Below are 16,200 nucleotides of genomic sequence, written 5' to 3'. Positions count from 1 at the left end.
TGTTGTGCCGACTCGCCCTGGGGTTCGGCCTTGTATGCAGTTTCTGTCCGTAGGCTCGCAGGTTTGCACTCAGGCTTCTTTCAGCGGGTCGGTCACCCTTCCGCGCCTTGCCGTCGGCTAGTACTTTTAAAGGTGTCAATGTGACATCCTCCCAGATAATGTACAGGGGACTTGCACCCCATAAAATCATGCCCATGCCGGGCACACACAAAAGGCTCAAATAGACGCTCGTAAACTCGCGCCATTTAGCCTAGCTGCGACTAGACATCGTAGGAGAGGACGTTAAATGCCGCCCAAGATCAGGGACTTCATTGCCGACCTGAAGAAGGCCGGATTTGTGGACCGAGGGGGAAGAGGAAGTCACCGTAACTTCGTACATCCGAGGATTGCGAGGCCCATTACAGTATCCGGAAAGCCCGGAGACGACGCGAAGCAGTACCAGGTTCGTGCCGTCAGATCAGCGATAGAGGAGGCTCGGAAATGAAAGAGAGCGCGAGGTACGCAAAGATTGTTGAGTGGTCCGAAGAGGATCAGTGTTACGTCGGGAGCGCTCCTGGGCTGGTTCTTGGCGGGTGCCACGGAAGCGACGAGAAGGCTGTATTTGATGAGCTATGCGACATTGTCGATGAGGCGATCGACCTCTACATGAAGGATGGAAGGCCCTTGCCGCCATCAACGTCTGGAAGGGATTATGCAAACAAGATGCAAAACGTCGCATAACACGTCGCTCGACGGAGTCGGCCTTGCCTGTCACGCCCCTTGCAGAGCAAGGAGCACGCCAGCCAAGCCCGCCGGTCAGCTTGGACGTTAGGCCGATAAACGCATGGAGACAGGCGACGTCGTGAACGACCCACAAGCACATCATCCTCGAACGCAGAAGGTCGTTCGGCTTGTCGATTATCTGCTAAGACTGGCGACCCTGCGCACAAAGCTGATCCGCGACATTGCCGAATACGAGAGGACGTTCCGCATGAGCGGGGATGCTTGCCTGGACGAGGGGTTCCTGCCGAATGTCGACCTGTTACCGCCGTTCCGCGATTTTATCTGGTGCCGGGGCTCAGCCCCGGCACCCCTTCATCCTGGCTCTGCCACCAATGACCGATTCTCAGATCGGCCCCCCGGTTGCCATGGACGGCAGAGCCGTTGGTGCAACGTGCCGAGGCGGAGCCTCGGCACCAGATTAGCCTCGGCACCAGATTAACCAGACAAGAAACATACGCACTCGAGGTCAGGTCGGTTCGAGTCTCTTCCCGGCCAGCGTCGGCACCTTGTCGGTGCGTGTCTCAAGTTTCAGGTAACTCACCAGGCGAACGCTGCCCTCGCGGTGCAGCGCCTCGTGCACCTCCCGCACGACGGCAAGGATCTCGTCCAGTTCGCCCTCGAGATTCGTCCCCGAGGCGTGGGTCTCGACCAGGAATTCATGGGTCTTCAACAACTCCACCACGCGGGTGACCTCCCGCCTGACCGAGACGCCGTCCCCGATGGGGATTACCTGCAGTTCCGCGGTTGCTTTCATGTGGTTCCCCCGGCTCTCGTCACTTCGCCGACTCCAACTGCGAGACGGCTCGTGCGAAGAGTGCCCTACCCTGCGCCAGCATTTCTCTGGACCGGACTTCGTCCTGCCCGGAGGATTCCTCCCGCATTCGAGCGATCAGGGTGATGTCCGCGGGAGCAAGTAAGTCTTCGTGCACCAGGGAGGAATCGATCAGTCCCAGGGATGGCGGTTCGCCGGCGTCATGACCACGCCAGATGACGAGCGCCTGCAGTGCGATATCGACGGCCTCGCGCATCGGGGCCAGCGCCTCGCCCGGGAATCCGCCGTCGTTGAGCACCGCCGCCATGCGCTGCTTGTGCCTTCCCCGCGCAATGTGGTCGAGCGCCTCTGCCAACCGTCTTGCCTGTCCCCCATCATCCGGCGTGGTCTCGGCTCGGTACAGTGTCCTGGCCGGATCCGGGGCGGACTGCAATACACCGGCAGCGATCAGTTCCTGGATACTCGCCTGGGTGGCCCGATCCAGCAGCGTCAGACGCGGGGCCTTTTCCGGAAACAACGATTCCAGCCGCCGAGCGAGCGCATCCCGCAGCGCGTCATCCACCCGGTCGGACACCACCACGAGGGTCCGGTCATCGCCCTCGCCATGCAATTCGATCAGGTCGAGATGTTCCTTCGAACGGGACTCGATCTCTTCGACCACTTGCTGGAACGGATCGGCGGCCTTTGCCCGGACGGGCCTCGGTTCCTCCGCGAACAGGCTGCCCACACGCTCCAGAAAGGCGGCGCGACCGGATGGCAGTGACATCTCCTTCCCGCCTTTTCCGTCCACCACGCCCTCGGCGAGGGAACGCTTCTGTTCGAGGAGGGACATCATGCGATGCTCGATGGAATCCTCGGTGACCAGATTGATCACTTGCACCGGACGTTTCTGGTGCTTGCGCCAGGCACGGGCGATCCGTTGCTCCAGCCTGGCCGGATTCCAGGGCAGGTCGAGGTTGATCACCACGTCGGCTACCTGAAGGTTAAGCCCCAAGGCCCCCGAGTCCGTGGAGAGAAACATGCGGCATTCGGGGTCTTCCCTGAACCGGCGGATCTCCGCACGGCGTTTCGCCTGTGGGACCTTGCCGGTATGCCAGGCTGGCTCCAGGCCCGAATCCCCGAGTTGCTCGCGCAGCAGTCTGAGCATGCGTTCCCACTCGGAGAAGACGATGATCTTGTGCTCGCGGTCCTCCATGATCTCCTTGAGAATGTTGTCCAGTTCCTTCAACTTGGGGGCGATGCGGCACTCCTGGTCGAGAATATAGGGCGTGTCGCAGATCATGCGCATGCAGGCCAGGTTCCGCTGGAGTTGCTCCATCTCCTCCTTCTTCAATGGACGGTGCCTCGCCATGGCGGCCAGGCGCGCCGCCTTCGTCTCATACTCCTCGTAGCGCAGGCTTTGTTCCTTGTGCATGGGGACGAAATAGGTATTCACCGTGCGTCCCGGCAGCTGTCCCTCCACGTCGCCCTTCCGGCGCCGCAGCATGACGGGCCGAAGTCGCTCGTGGAGGCGGTCGAGATTCTTGTAACCGATGGCGCGTCCCCGCTCGTCCAGTTCGTAAAAGTCGCGGTTGAAGCGGAACAGGGGGCCGAAGATGGACGGATCGAGAAACTGGACGATTGAATAGATCTCGTCGATGCGGTTTTCCAATGGCGTGCCGGTGAGCACGAAGGCGTAGGGGCTCTTCAATCGTTTGATCGAGCTTGCCGTGCGGGTCTGCCAGTTCTTGATCCGCTGCGCCTCGTCGAGGATGATGACATCCGGCGCCAGGATGGTGTTGATCTCCTCCGCATCGGGACGAACCTGCTCGTAGTTGGCGAGCGTGAAGAAGGCGGGCTCCCCGTACTGGCGCAGGCGTTGGGCGCGCGATCCCTGGATGATGCGCGAGTCCAGATCGGTGAACTTGGCGATCTGCTCCTCCCATTCGCCCTTGAGGGAAGCCGGGCAGACTACCAGCACCCGGCGGATGCCCATGGTGCGGCGCAGAAGTTCACAGGCGGCGACCCCCTGTACCGTCTTGCCGAGCCCCATTTCGTCCGCCAGCAGGGCGCGCCCGGTGAAGGCCAGATGCAGCATGCCGGCCTGCTGATAGGGATAAAGGGGAACCTTGACCAGATCGAGGCTCGCGTTCCCCGCCGCCACCTCGGTCTCGAAGTGCCGCCGGGCGCGTACCTGCTGTTCGCGCCGATCCATGGTTTCGAGCCAGGCATTCAGTTCTCTTGATGCCCTGATCCTTCCCCTGACCGCCGCCGGCGCGGCGTCGATGGCTCGTTGCAGTGCCGGCAGCGTATCGAGTGGATCGCCGACGAGTGTGTTGTCGTCACCGAAAAACGGAGCGAGCAGATCCCGCAGCCTGGAACGACGTTGTGCTCCCGCCGACCAGCGCACGCGGATCCCGGAATCCCGTCGGTCCTGGAAGATCTCGATGGTTGGACAACCTTTGAATGCCGCCGCGCCAAAGGCGCGTACACGTCCCTTCTTGAGCCGATGCAGGGTCGCCTCGACGTGCTTGCAGGTACCCAGGCCATTGATGCGGTGGTCGGGACAATCACAGGTATTGATGGCTTCCGCCAGCGAGCGGATCTCGACACGATAGGCCTGCCCGTTGTCGGAGCGGACCCGGTAGACGCCATAGAATGGATCGTCAGATGTCAACGGCTCGATGTGGAACGCTTCGTCGAGGCCGCGCTGGCGGCGTCGTTCGATTTCATCGGCATCGGTCGTCAGCCAGCCCGGCGGTCGCGGGCGTCCCTGGGGACGCTTGCGGGACTTCACGCGCTTCGTCTTTGCCATGTCTTTGTGACTGTTAGATTGATACGAGCGGAACCGCAGGAAACGGGTACTCCTATTGGGGCACTTCCCGGTAACACTCTTCCCGACATGTTGTCGGGAGAGGGTCGCGATACTATCTCACCTCGTCTTCCCCTGACAGCCCGAGTGACTTCACCCGCCGCACCGGAGCAGGGATAACACGCTGTCCTTCCGCCGCCTGGATAGAGCAGCGGCGGAATCCGGGGATACCGTGTGTGGGGTCGATGTCCGGACCGTGGGTCACTGTCGGCGGTGTAGAATCGATGCTCCGCCCGATGTGGTCTGCTCGCCCGAAACGAAGGGAACCCACAGAACGATGACGCAACGAAAATCACCCATCGCGATGTCCGCAGCGGAGTTCCGAAGGCTGGGGCACGCCCTGGTCGATGATCTTGCCGAATTTCTCGACGCCCTGCCCGATCTGCCCGTCACGCCGGGCGAACCCCCTTCGGTGGTGCGCGCCGCCCTGCCCGACAACCGCCTGCCCGAAGAGGGATCGGAGCCGGGGCAACTACTGGATGAGGCGACGAAACTCCTGGTCGAACATTCCCTGTTCAACGGTCACCCGCGGTTCGCCGGTTACGTGACATCCCCCGCGGCGCCCATCGGTTCCCTGGCAGAGCTGCTCGCCTCCACCGTCAACGCCAACGTCGGTGCCTGGATCCTGGCGCCCATGGCCACCGAGATCGAAATGCAGGCGATCCGCTGGATCGCGCAGTTGATCGGCTACCCCGACACGGCGGGGGGCGTACTCGTCAGCGGCGGCAGCATGGCGAACTTCGTCGGCTTCCTCGTGGCCCGGCACACCAGGGCGGACTGGGCGATCCGCGAACGGGGTCTGCATGCGACCGGGTCACGCGCCCTGCGGGTCTATGCCTCGCGCGAGGTTCACACCTGGCTCCACAAGGCCGCCGACCTGTTCGGACTGGGAACGGAGAACATCCGCTGGATCGACGTGAATGCCGATCGTACCGTCAACCTGAAGGGACTGCGTGACGCCCTGGAGCACGACCGGCGCGCGGGAGAGCTCCCGTTTCTCGTCGTCGGCTCCGCGGGTACGGTCAGCACTGGCGCCGTCGACCCGATCGAAGATCTGCGCGAACTGTGCGACGAGTACGGAGCCTGGTTGCACATCGACGGGGCATACGGGGCGCTGGCGGCGGCCAGCCCGGATTGCCCGGAACCGTTGACCCACCTCGAGCAGGCCGACTCGCTGGCACTGGATCCGCACAAATGGCTCTACGCCCCACTGGAAGCCGGCTGCGCCCTGGTCCGGGATGCCGAGGCGATGCGCGCCACATTCAGCTACCGGCCACCCTACTACAAGATGGACGAGGTCGGCGGTGAACCGACCGTCGACTTGATCGATTACAGCCCCCAGAACTCGCGCGGTTTTCGCGCCCTGAAGGTGTGGCTCTCCATTCGCCAGGTCGGCCGGCAGGGCTACTCACAGATGATCTCGGACGACATGCGCCTGGCGCGCATGCTCTACGAGGCCGCAGCCTCCCAAGACGAACTGGAGGCATTCACCCACAATCTCAGCATTACGACGTTTCGCTATGTGCCCCGCGACTTAAGCGCCACGCCCGAAGCGAGGGAAGCCTACCTCAACGAACTCAACGAGTCGCTCCTGACCACCCTGCAGGAATCCGGCAGGGTCTTCCTCTCCAACGCCGTCGTCGACGGGCGCTACCTCTTGCGTGCCTGTATCGTCAACTTTCGAACCGATGCCGATGACATCGAGGCCATCGTCGACGCGGTCGTCGCGGCCGGCAGGGAGCGCCACGAGTTACTCGGTGACAAGATGAATACCGCGCGGTCGTAACCCCGCCCGTTACAGTCCAGCCTGCCGTCATCGAGATGCTCAGGAAGGCACTGGAAGACGGTCTGCCCAGGGCTGATCCGCATCGGTAAGGCGCGTCGTAGCGGTCGGGGATCACGACGACACCGGCATGACCGCCGGTGTCGAAGCCGCCGGTGGGAGTCGCGGGTTGTTCAGTGCGTCCCGAACACCTTCTTCAGCAATGCCGTCGTCTGCTTGGCGGGATCCTGGCGGATCTTCGCTTCCTCGATAGCAAGATAGTAAAAGATGCCGTCGCTGCCCTTCTCCACCACGTATCCGGTGAGGTCCGCCTTGACGTCCGGCATGTGGGGGATGGACTCGTAACGGCCCATGACACGGTCGTAGGCCTGAACCGCCCCGACCTCCGCCAGGCTCTCCTGCACGATCGGCGCCATCTGGCGTTCGAGTTCGGGTGTCATCTTCCGCTGAAAGTATCGCGTGGCCGCATCGTCCGGTCCGTTGTAGATCCCCTTGACGTCATCCAGGGTCATCTCGGCGATGGCCTGCCAGAACAGTTCCTTCGCCTTCGGCGTGGCGGTCTCCGCGGCCTTGTTGAGCCGCAGTTCCAGATCGTCGAGGGTCGAACTCATCCCCACCCTGCTCAGTGCCGATCGCACCTTGCCGAGGCTCCCGGGTAACGGGATGCGAATGGCCGGGTCGGCGCTGAACCCGTCCGGGCGTCCCACCTTGGTCACGACGGTCTCGGTCCCGACGCGTAGCGCCTCCTTCAATCCGTCGCCGATCTCCGCGGTGGAGAGTGAGCTGGCAGTGTCACTGCCGGAAATTCCGGACTGTTCGATCCAGCGTTTACCCTCCTTGAAGATATCGAACTGCGCCCACCCGACCCCGACGACTGACAGGCCCAGTACGCTCCCGATACCCACCGCAAACCAACGATTCCCGAGCCTCATTCCTCCCCCTGGCGCGTTGCGCCTCCGGTTGATCGGGCGAGTCCACCCCGTAACTCCGTCTACAGACGATGTTAGACCATCAGGCGATTCAAGAGGCCGACCCTTCGGGTTCGAACACGGACATCGACGGCGGCACCGCCACCGCCGCACACCGCTGCGCGATCTCCTCGTAGATCCGCGACGGGTCTTCCTCGTAGCGCCGCGAGAAGTGAAACGGAACGAGGCGGGAAACGCCGGCCTCCGCGGCGATCCCGGCGCAGGCGCGCGTCGTCAGGTGGCCGGTCCGCTCTGCGTACTCGGCGTCCTCCTCGAGAAAGGTGGACTCGCAGAACATCGTATGCGCGTTGTGCGCGAGAGCGACGAGTCTGCGGCGGTTTTCCCCCGTATCGCCGAAATCGGTCGCGTAGACCAGGTTCTTGCCCGGCGTGACGAGTATCAGGTCAGCAGCGAGCGCCGCGACGGATTCAAATCGTCCGTCGGGTAGCTCGATGGGAGCGCCGGGTTCTCCGGCCAGGACGCGACGTTTCAGCGCTCCCAGCCACGGTCCCGGCACGAGTCCCCGAGCCTGAAGGCGGTCCTTGCGTACGTTGATCTGTCGTGACGGTTCGAGGACATAGGCGAGCACCGGCGAACCGTGATCCAGGGTCGTCGCGCGTACTCGAAAATCGGGCTCGACGAGCAATGTCCCGTCCGGAGCCAGCCGCTCGTCGAATGCCTCGCGACCGGGAAGTCCGGCCTGGATCCGGAATCGCAGCAGACAATCGCCGTGCAGCTCGAACACCTCGAAGCGCGGTCCGCGGTCCTCGACCCGGTCCCACAGGACGCCGCGGACGAATCCCTCGATGTTGGCCGCCAGCCCCGGTGGGCCGTAGAGCCGGCAGGCGGGGAACTCACCCATTCTCGAGCGCAGCAGCCAGAGGAAACCCCCGATGTGGTCGAGATGGGTGTGCGTGATGAACACGTCGCTGACCTGGTGGGCGATACGCGCCGGCAGCCGGGACCCCTCGCCGAGATCGAACAGCAGACTGCGCCGCGCGTGACGCAGGCGCACGTGAAGCAGGGAATCCCCGAAAACGCCGTTGACCAGGCAGATGTCGAACGAACCGACCCGGCCCGAAACGACGGGTCCGGCGGCGGTGACCGACGCGGGGCGCGGCGGGAGATCCGGCGGCGGCAGATAGTCGAGTCGCTCGGGCGCGAATGGCGCGCACGTGGCGAGGTCACCGTCGGCGGACCTGCCTGCGTCCCGGACCAGCAGCGTTGCCTTACGCGAAGGACCTGTCGCCGGGACCCGGACGCGCAGGATGCCGTCCACCAGCGCCTGGACCTCGCCCATGGCCAGGGTGCGATCGCCTCTCAGCAGCGCGATCTGTCTTCCGGTCCAGGCGCCGGTGACGTCCGGTGGGGGCGGTGTTCCGATGATCCGACTCGCGTCGAACGGGAACTCCCGCTCCCCCGCGCCGGCCAGGTACGCCTCCCACAACGCGGTTCGCGCCCTCGCCCGGATGCGTTTGCCCGGCCGGTGCGCCGCCGGGGCCGCGTGGACGGCTACCGCCTCGACCGGCAACGCGCCGAGTTCCCCGGACAGCGGCATGGAGCCACCCTCGTGGCACAGCACCAGCACCACCTCGATACCGGCCGCCTCCACGAGGCCGGAGAGCAGTTCCGAGCCCACGACGCCCCGGACGACCCCTGGCCCGTCGACCAGCAGCGTCCCGGGCGGGTCACGCCGCGCCAACCGCGCGACCGCGGACACCAGCGGCAGGCGGAAACGTCCAGCGTTCAGGGAGCAGAGCGCCTCTAACCCTTCCAGGGACCAGCCCTTCCCATCCCAGCGACCCAGGCAGACCGCACCCGGGACGCCGAAACGGGGCGAGCCCGGATCGGCGCCGAGACATCGACAGGTGCGTCCCGCCCGGTACAGCGTTTCGGACAAGCCGCAGGCGAGGGTCGACTTGCCGGTTCCCGGCTGGCCCAGCAGCAGTACGCGGCAATCACTGCCGAACACGGCCTCGACGATCGCGTTGGGCTCGGCGGGTATCGGACCCCTAGGGAGTTTTCGCATCACGCCTCGATGATGCGACGGACGGAAGACTTTGGAAAGGGCGATTCAGCCGATCAGGCCCGCGTCACATCATCCTGCCTGGGCGTTCTGTAGATACCGGTCGAAGAAGAAGCGATACAGGTCTGTTCTCGTGACGATGCCGAGCGCATAGGCCTGCGACTCAGATGTCCAGCATCAGCTTGAGCGGCTTGCGCATACCGGCCATCTTACAGGCCTGCTGGGCGTAGCCGCCCGGAAACAGGCGGTACAGGTAGCGCCGCGTGCCCTTTTCCTTTCCCCACCGATGCGCCATGTGCTTGAGTACCGTGCGTGCCTCGGGAACACGTTGATCGCGCTCGAAATAGCTGCGGACGTAGTGAACGATATCGAGTCGCTCCGGTGACAGCTCCAGTCCGACCTCCACGGCCAGGGGCCCGATCAGGCCGGGGTGCCAGTCGCCGGTGTCGATGAAATATCCTTCCTCGTCGCGGGCCACCGCTTCCAGCGGTATGTCATCGGGGGTACCGACCGAAGGGGCTTGCAGCATCGCTGTGTCCTGTCTGTTCCACTTATTCAGAAGCATCCTATCTGCGCCAGACTGATTGGACAAGCGAGATTTATTTGACAAATATATCGCTATTTTCGATATAAAGGCAAAGAGATACGCGATGGATATCGAGCAGGCCCGCACCTTTCTGGCCATCAGCGCCCACGGCAGCTTCCTGGAGGCCGCCGGCCGGCTGCACGTGACACAGTCCACGGTGAGCGCACGCATCCGGAACCTGGAAACCGAGCTCGGGGCGAGGCTGTTCGTGCGCAATCGTGCCGGGGCGAGCCTGACGCAGGCGGGACGGCGTTTCCTGCAACATGCAAAGACGCTGGTCCTGACCGTCGAGCAGGCCCGCCACGACGTCGGCCTGCCGAGCCGCTATCGCGCCAGTATCCGGGTCGGCGGCCGTATCGCGCTATGGGAGGGTCTGCTGCCGCGCTGGGTCGGCTGGATGCGACGTACCGCACCGGACGTCTCCATCCAGAGCGAAATCGGCTTCGAGGAGGTCCTGATGCGGCGCCTGATCGAAGGAACGCTGGACATCGCACTGATGTATACCCCGAGCCATGCACCGGGCCTGGTGGTGGAGCACCTGTTCGACGAAACCCTGGTCCTGGTCAGCTCGAAGCCGGACACCCGCTGGCCCGGCGATGACTACATCTACGTGGAGTGGGGCCCCGGGTTCTACGCCAGACACCGGGAGTACTATCCGGACCTGGAACGCCCGGCACAGGTGGTCAATATCGGCTGGCTCGGCGTTCAGCTCATCCTGACCAACGGAGGCTCCTGCTTCCTGCCGATTCGCATGGCCCGGCCCCTGATCGACAGCGGAAGCCTTTTTCAGGTCGCCGATGGACCGGAGTTCCCCCACCCCACCTACATGGTGTTCCCCCGCCAGTCCGACAGCGAGACGCTGCAGCGGGCGTTGATGGGGTTGCGCGACCTGGGACGCGAGGAGCAGGCCGGTGGTTGATCCGCCAGGCGGTTATCCGCCATCGCTCGGCGCACCGGTGTCACACTTGGGGCACTCCAGCTCGTAACCGAGCATGGCGGTTCGTCCCGCTTCGCTCGTCACCCAGGGCCGGTTGAACCAGGGGGGGAGGTGGCGAACGTGCTGGAAATGACCGCAGGCGAGCTCGGCCACCCAGTGTCTTTCTTCGTCCAGGTGATAGCCGACAATGCACTGTTTCATCGCAGCGTCTTAGTTCGGGACCGCGCAGCGATTCTCCGATCCCGTGTCTAGTTCCGAGGCACACCGATCCAGGCCCATCTCGAACTGCCCGTCATCCAGCAACTGCCTCAGAGCGCCCGGAGTGGCGCACTGCGCGGCCCGAACCGCAAGGGCGCGCATATCGGTCGAGGTAGCGCGGCGAACCGCCCACTTCACCCGCGGCAGGGCTGCCGAATTCATGCTGAGGCCATCGACGCCCATCCCGAGTAACAGCAAAGCCATCACGGGTTCGCCGGCGATCTCGCCGCACACGGTCACCGTCCTGCCGGCGCCATGCGCCGAATCCACCACCTGTTGCAGCGCCTGCAGGAGTGCCGGATGGGCCGGGTCGAGGCGGGCGGAGACTCGCGGATTGTTGCGGTCCGTCGCCAGTAGATATTGCGCCAGGTCGTTGGTACCAACGGAAAGAAAATCCGCACCTTGGGCCAGAGACCCGGCCTGGTGGACGGCCGCGGGCACCTCGATCATGACGCCCATGGGGGCGCGCGATGCCACAATACCCTCATTGGCCAGTTGCCGCCTGGCCTGATCGAGCAGGTCCTGCGCCTGTTCGAGCTCATCGAGGCCACTGATCATCGGCAGGAGCAGGCGCAGATTGCCCAGGCCAAGATCGGCCCGCAGCATGGCCCGCAACTGGGTCAGGAAGATGTCGGGGTGGTCGAGCAGGAACCGTATGCCCCGCCAGCCGAGGGCCGGATTGGGGCCGGCCTCGTCGAGGTAGGGTAGTAGCTTGTCGCCCCCGGCGTCCAGCAATCGCAGCGTAACGGGCAGGGGTGCCATCGCCTCCAACGCCTGTCGATAGAGGTTGAACTGCTCCCGCTCGCTGGGAAAGCGGTCGAACAGCATGAACGGAAGCTCGGAGCGAAACAGCCCGATGCCGGCGGAACCTGCAGCCGCCGCCGGCTCGAAATCGGCACTGAGCCCCGCATTGATGAACAGTGCAACCTCGACGCCGTCCTCCGTCACGGCATCGAGGTTGCGAACCGATTCCATGGCCTGATCGCGGGTTCGCTGATTTTCGATGGAAGCCTCATAGACGTGCCGCATTGTCGCGCTCGGCCGTAGATGCACGTGTCCGGCAGTGCCGTCCACCACCAGTTCCTGGCCGTCCAGGTTTTCCAGCGGCAGATCACCAATCCCCATCACGGCCGGGATGCCAAGGCTGCGGGCGAGGATAGCGGCGTGGGACAGTGAGGAGCCCTCACCGGAGACGATCCCGACCAACCGATCCTGATGGGCCTGGCCGATATCAATGGCGCTGACGCATTGCCCCACGAGTATGGTGGCATCCCAATCTCCAGGGGCGTCACCGGGCTCACCCAGCAGGCGGGCGAGGATGCGCCCACCGAGAGCCCGGATATCCGTTGCCCGTTCCCGCAGATACGGATCCTCCAACGCGTCGAAACGTTTCGCATAGGCCTCCATGGTCCGATGCACGGCGCCCGGCGCCCAGTTACCCTTTCGCACCAGGGACAGGGCGGTTTCCATGAGTTCGGGGCTGTCGAGCATCAGCGTATAGGCGTCGAACAGCGCCCGGTCGGCCGCAGGCAGCGACTCGCTCAAGCCGGCTGTGAGCGCGACCGTTTCCGCCCTGACCTCGGAAATCGCGGTACGCAACCGGGCTTCCTCGGCCGGCGGGTCGTCCGTCATACGATACGCAACCCTGTTGAACTCGTTCGCGCCGGACACGACCGCCGCATGTCCGATGGCGATCCCCGGCGCCCCGGCCAGCCCTTCGATCCGTTGGGGCGGGGTATCGCCCGGCTGGCATGCCCGGCACCATTCGCCACTCGCCTTGGCACAGGCGATGGCACTGCCCAGTTGCGCGGCGAGGGTGGTAAGAAACGCCTCGTCTGTGTCATCGAAACGCCGTGGCTCGCGCTGACGAACCAGCAACACCCCCTGAACCTGTGCCCGGTGGATGACAGGAACACCAAGGAAGCCGTGATAGTGTTCGGCGCCAGCTTGCTGCAGGAAATCCTGATCGAGCTCCGGGGGCACCCGGTCCAGGTTCAACGGCCGGCGGTCCTCGGCAACCCGGCCGATCAGCCCCTTACCGAAACCGCAATGCAGCGTTCCGACGACGCGTGACGAGAGGCCGTCGGTGGCGGCAACGACATGTTGGCGACTGAGCGGGTCCGTGAAGTAGACGGTGCAGACGTCGGCTTCGAATACTTCACGGGTACGGTGCACCAACACGCGCAGGCCGCTTTCCAGATCCGATGCCGCATCGACCTCGCGAACGATACGGGTAAGCTCGGCGAGGCGTCGGCGGGATTTGGAGCCTATACCGGACATGTCGCGACAGGGCCGTTCAATGCTCGCCCTTGGTGCGCAGCAATCCGGCGAGACGATTACCTTGCTTCTGCGGCCCGCCCCTGGGGAACAACCCGTGCAGGTAGCGGTTACTGCCCTTCTCGGCATTCCAGACATCTCGGAAATGCCGCACCATGTTCCGCACGGAGGCTTGCGTACCGTGCTCTGCATAGTACCCGCGAAGGAACCGGATCACCTCCCAGCGCTCGGCGTTGAGTTCGAGGCCTTCGAGACCCGCCTGGGCCCTGACGAACCCCTCCGACCAGTCACCTGGATCGACCAGATATCCCTCGCTGTCCGTCAGAACCTCACGGTCTCCCGCCTGGATGCGCCGCATGGTCATCCCGGGATAGGCGTTGCTGCCGGCGGGAAACTCGCCGGGCATTCCCCCGGAATCGTTTCCGGACTGGGTTATCGCCCAGAGATCAACCAGGATGTCGCCGTCCAGGCGACCGTGGTAGCGCTCGACACCGGAGACGAGGACCTTGCCGCTGGCCGGAGGCTCCATGAAGCGGGCAACCCCGTCGCGGTCGGTTAAAACGGGCCCTTTTTCTGAGTCGTCCGCGTCCATCCTGAGCACGACCGGCGTCCGTTTCAGGGGTTCCTTGGTGACTTTCATGAGTAGTTTTACGGTGATCATGACTGCATCTCGTCTCTTTCTGCCGTAACGCACGAGGAATGGGGCGTCGCCCCTAGCGCGGTGTCGTTGACAGATGAAATTCTGAACCCGGCCCGGTGCAACCGATATTCAGGGCGGCAGGCTCAGCATAACCCGGCCTTTCTATCAAAGACAAACGATATTTATTGGCTGTTAATATCTATTATTTCGATATTATGAAACGAACCCCGCTACCTGAATCAGGGCATCGACCGGTTTTCGTCTGCGGCCCGGTGTGCCGCCCGAGTTGCTATGCTCTGTTGAGTGGAAAACCCCAAACGACGCGCTTTGCTACGAATATGGGGCACAATCGTTCTCGGCGCCCTGACGGATCGCACTCGCACCCGTCCAGCCGGGGAACCGCTGGTAAACGGTCGCTCGATGCCTGCACAACCTCCCGGCAAACACCCGATCACTGTGTTCCTCTGCGGCGACGTGATGACCGGCCGGGGCATCGATCAGATACTCCCCCACCCCAACGATCCCGAACTTTACGAACCCTACGTCCGCTCGGCACTGCGATACGTGGAATTGGCCGAGGCGAAAAACGGACCGGTGGAGAAACCGGTCGACTTTGTCTACATCTGGGGTGATGCCATCGCGGATTTGGATCGTGTCCGGCCGGACTTACGGATCGTCAATCTGGAAACCGCGGTGACCTCGCACGGTGCCCCCGAGCTGAAGGGCATCAACTACCGCATGCACCCCAAGAATGTCCCAGTCCTCACTGCCGCCGGGATCGACTGCGCCGTACTGGCCAACAACCATGTTCTGGACTGGGGCGAGGCGGGCCTACTCGAAACGTTGAAGACACTGAAGGCGGCCGGTATCTCGACAGCCGGCGCTGGCGAGAACTACGCAGAAGCCGCCGGCCCGGCCGGATTATGGACGAGTACCGGGACCCGGGTACTCGTCTTCTCGTTTGGTGTCGCCACAAGCGGCATCCCGCCCCACTGGGCCGCGCGCTATGACCGACCGGGCGTTGCCTTCCTCGAGGACCTCTCCGGGGAAACGCTGCAATGGATCGTAAATCGGGTGAAGGGGGAGAAACGCGATGGCGACATCGTAATCGTTTCGTTGCACTGGGGCGGAAACTGGGGCTACGAGATTCCGCGGAGGCAGGTCCGGTTCGCGCACCGACTCATCGACGAGGCCGATGTCGACATCGTTCACGGGCACTCCTCGCACCACGTCAAGGGCATCGAAGTCTACCGTAACAAGCTCATTCTTTACGGTTGCGGGGACTTTCTCAGCGATTACGAAGGCATCGAGGGCCATGAACCTTTCCGCGACGATCTGGGCCTGATGTACTTCGCCACCCTCGATTCCGCCGACGGGAAGCTGGTACGCCTGGAGATGAGTCCGACCCGTCTTGAACGGTTACGGATCAACCGCGCCTCGGACAAAGAAGCGCGATGGCTTATGGATCTTCTCAATCGCGAAGGCCAGCAGTTCGGAACGGAGGTGTCGGGCAATATGGAGAATGTGTTTGAACTGCGTTGGAGCGTGAACTGATTTCGATTCTTGACTGTTGGTAAGGAGTCGACGTCAACTTTCCGAGAAAACGGGGTGAAACTCTATCGTCTACTTTTTGGACGAAGGCCGCAGCCAGGTCCAAAGACCGCTTCCGACCCACGTCATTCGAGTTCGCGGTCGCGAACGAGCGTTGTGCCGCGAGAGCTGTCGTTCAGATATTAGTGGATGACATGCAGCAGCCTGTCAGAAAACGAGGTTGAAGTCTCGGATGCGGCGTATCAAATTGAAGCTTGGGGAAACGAATGAGGTAAGATCAGAGAAGGCGGGCGCTGCGGGGACGAACCCGGGCAGCGCCCTATTTTTATATGCGCCTGACGAAGCATGCTTCGTGCAGACGGGACCCATCCGCGCCATTTAAACTGACTGCGCCGCAACGCCAAGCCGTGGCCAGGTCGTGATTTTGGAAGCGCAAGGGAATCTGGCGACCCCTTGAACCCGCCGCCCGCAAACCACACAGACGGCCATCAGCAGTCGGGAAAAAATGTGGGACGCGCGACACACACGAAAACCCAGATTGTTGTTGCGCTTGTCTGGGTCGTTGTTGTTGCGATAGCCGAGGCGCGCGTTACCCTGGGTATTGTTCCAGGAGCCGCCGCGCACAACACGCCGCTCGTTCAACGGATAGCCCCACCGTTCCGAAGACCGGCCTGATCAGTATGGTCGCGAACAGCGAAAAGCGCAAAATAAATCGAGCGCGCTGCGCGCGCTGGCGGTCGCTGCGCTCCCTGTCAGTGAACAGCGGTCAAATGGGGGACGCGCGACACA

Annotated in this window: 14 protein-coding genes; 5 read left to right on the top strand and 9 right to left on the bottom strand. The window is 63.4% G+C overall.

Going from position 1 to position 16,200, the window contains the following annotated elements; genetic code table 11:
• Positions 1-286: 286 nt before the first annotated feature.
• Together LJE91_00185 and LJE91_00180 are read left to right on the top strand one after the other, a co-directional pair.
• On the top strand, positions 287-484 hold the full coding sequence (locus LJE91_00185; protein ID MCG6867182.1) for a type II toxin-antitoxin system HicA family toxin: 198 nt from the start codon (positions 287-289) through the stop codon (positions 482-484).
• Positions 481-720 carry a hypothetical protein gene (locus LJE91_00180; GenBank protein ID MCG6867181.1) on the top strand — a complete coding sequence of 80 codons (240 nt, stop codon included), beginning with the start codon at positions 481-483 and terminating at the stop codon, positions 718-720. Before LJE91_00185 ends, LJE91_00180 begins: the two co-directional genes overlap by 4 nt.
• Positions 721-1,228: 508 nt before the next feature.
• Here LJE91_00180 and LJE91_00175 read toward each other — a convergent pair.
• Positions 1,229-1,516: an MTH1187 family thiamine-binding protein gene (locus LJE91_00175; protein ID MCG6867180.1), complete on the bottom strand. Its 288-nt coding sequence runs from the start codon at positions 1,514-1,516 to the stop codon at positions 1,229-1,231.
• Positions 1,517-1,535: 19 nt separating this feature from the next.
• Positions 1,536-4,328 carry a DEAD/DEAH box helicase gene (locus tag LJE91_00170; protein MCG6867179.1) on the bottom strand — a complete coding sequence of 931 codons (2,793 nt, stop codon included), beginning with the start codon at positions 4,326-4,328 and terminating at the stop codon, positions 1,536-1,538.
• Between the two features lie 334 nt (positions 4,329-4,662).
• On the opposite strand from LJE91_00170, the gene LJE91_00165 reads away from it, so the two are divergent.
• Positions 4,663-6,171 carry an aspartate aminotransferase family protein gene (locus tag LJE91_00165; protein ID MCG6867178.1) on the top strand — a complete coding sequence of 503 codons (1,509 nt, stop codon included), beginning with the start codon at positions 4,663-4,665 and terminating at the stop codon, positions 6,169-6,171.
• 170 nt (positions 6,172-6,341) lie between these two features.
• Here LJE91_00165 and LJE91_00160 read toward each other — a convergent pair whose 3' ends face one another.
• The 3 genes from LJE91_00160 to LJE91_00150 all read right to left on the bottom strand — a co-directional run bounded on the left by LJE91_00160 (position 6,342) and on the right by LJE91_00150 (position 9,691).
• Entirely contained in the window at positions 6,342-7,100 is a 759-nt protein-coding gene (locus LJE91_00160; GenBank protein ID MCG6867177.1) for a DUF4197 domain-containing protein, read from the bottom strand.
• An 88-nt stretch (positions 7,101-7,188) separates the two neighbouring features.
• Entirely contained in the window at positions 7,189-9,165 is a 1,977-nt protein-coding gene (locus LJE91_00155) for a hypothetical protein (protein MCG6867176.1), read from the bottom strand.
• A 160-nt stretch (positions 9,166-9,325) separates the two neighbouring features.
• Positions 9,326-9,691 (bottom strand): TusE/DsrC/DsvC family sulfur relay protein, encoded by a 366-nt coding sequence (locus tag LJE91_00150; protein MCG6867175.1) that lies wholly within the window; start codon positions 9,689-9,691, stop codon positions 9,326-9,328.
• Positions 9,692-9,812: 121 nt separating this feature from the next.
• Between LJE91_00150 and LJE91_00145 the strand changes: the two genes are divergently transcribed.
• Positions 9,813-10,667 carry a LysR family transcriptional regulator gene (locus LJE91_00145; protein ID MCG6867174.1) on the top strand — a complete coding sequence of 285 codons (855 nt, stop codon included), beginning with the start codon at positions 9,813-9,815 and terminating at the stop codon, positions 10,665-10,667.
• A gap of 12 nt (positions 10,668-10,679) precedes the next feature.
• Here the strand turns inward: LJE91_00145 and LJE91_00140 are convergent, their stop codons facing one another.
• From LJE91_00140 to LJE91_00130, 3 genes are read right to left on the bottom strand one after another with little or no spacing between them, the layout of a single operon-like run.
• Positions 10,680-10,886 (bottom strand): DUF3565 domain-containing protein, encoded by a 207-nt coding sequence (locus tag LJE91_00140; protein MCG6867173.1) that lies wholly within the window; start codon positions 10,884-10,886, stop codon positions 10,680-10,682.
• 9 nt (positions 10,887-10,895) lie between these two features.
• A complete protein-coding gene (gene ptsP / locus LJE91_00135) occupies positions 10,896-13,223 on the bottom strand; it encodes a phosphoenolpyruvate--protein phosphotransferase (GenBank protein ID MCG6867172.1) in 2,328 nt (775 codons plus the stop codon).
• A gap of 16 nt (positions 13,224-13,239) precedes the next feature.
• On the bottom strand, positions 13,240-13,881 hold the full coding sequence (locus LJE91_00130; protein ID MCG6867171.1) for a TusE/DsrC/DsvC family sulfur relay protein: 642 nt from the start codon (positions 13,879-13,881) through the stop codon (positions 13,240-13,242).
• A gap of 399 nt (positions 13,882-14,280) precedes the next feature.
• On the opposite strand from LJE91_00130, the gene LJE91_00125 reads away from it, so the two are divergent.
• Positions 14,281-15,414, top strand: coding sequence for a CapA family protein (locus tag LJE91_00125; GenBank protein ID MCG6867170.1), 1,134 nt, complete (start codon positions 14,281-14,283; stop codon positions 15,412-15,414).
• 375 nt (positions 15,415-15,789) lie between these two features.
• Here the strand turns inward: LJE91_00125 and LJE91_00120 are convergent, their stop codons facing one another.
• Positions 15,790-16,053: an SUMF1/EgtB/PvdO family nonheme iron enzyme gene (locus tag LJE91_00120; GenBank protein MCG6867169.1), complete on the bottom strand. Its 264-nt coding sequence runs from the start codon at positions 16,051-16,053 to the stop codon at positions 15,790-15,792.
• Positions 16,054-16,200 lie beyond the last annotated feature (147 nt).

The organism is Gammaproteobacteria bacterium, assembly GCA_022340215.1.
GTDB lineage: Bacteria > Pseudomonadota > Gammaproteobacteria > JAJDOJ01 > JAJDOJ01 > JAJDOJ01.
The sequence above is the reverse complement of the archived record's forward strand: the minus strand, read 5'-3'. Positions and strand labels throughout refer to the sequence as shown.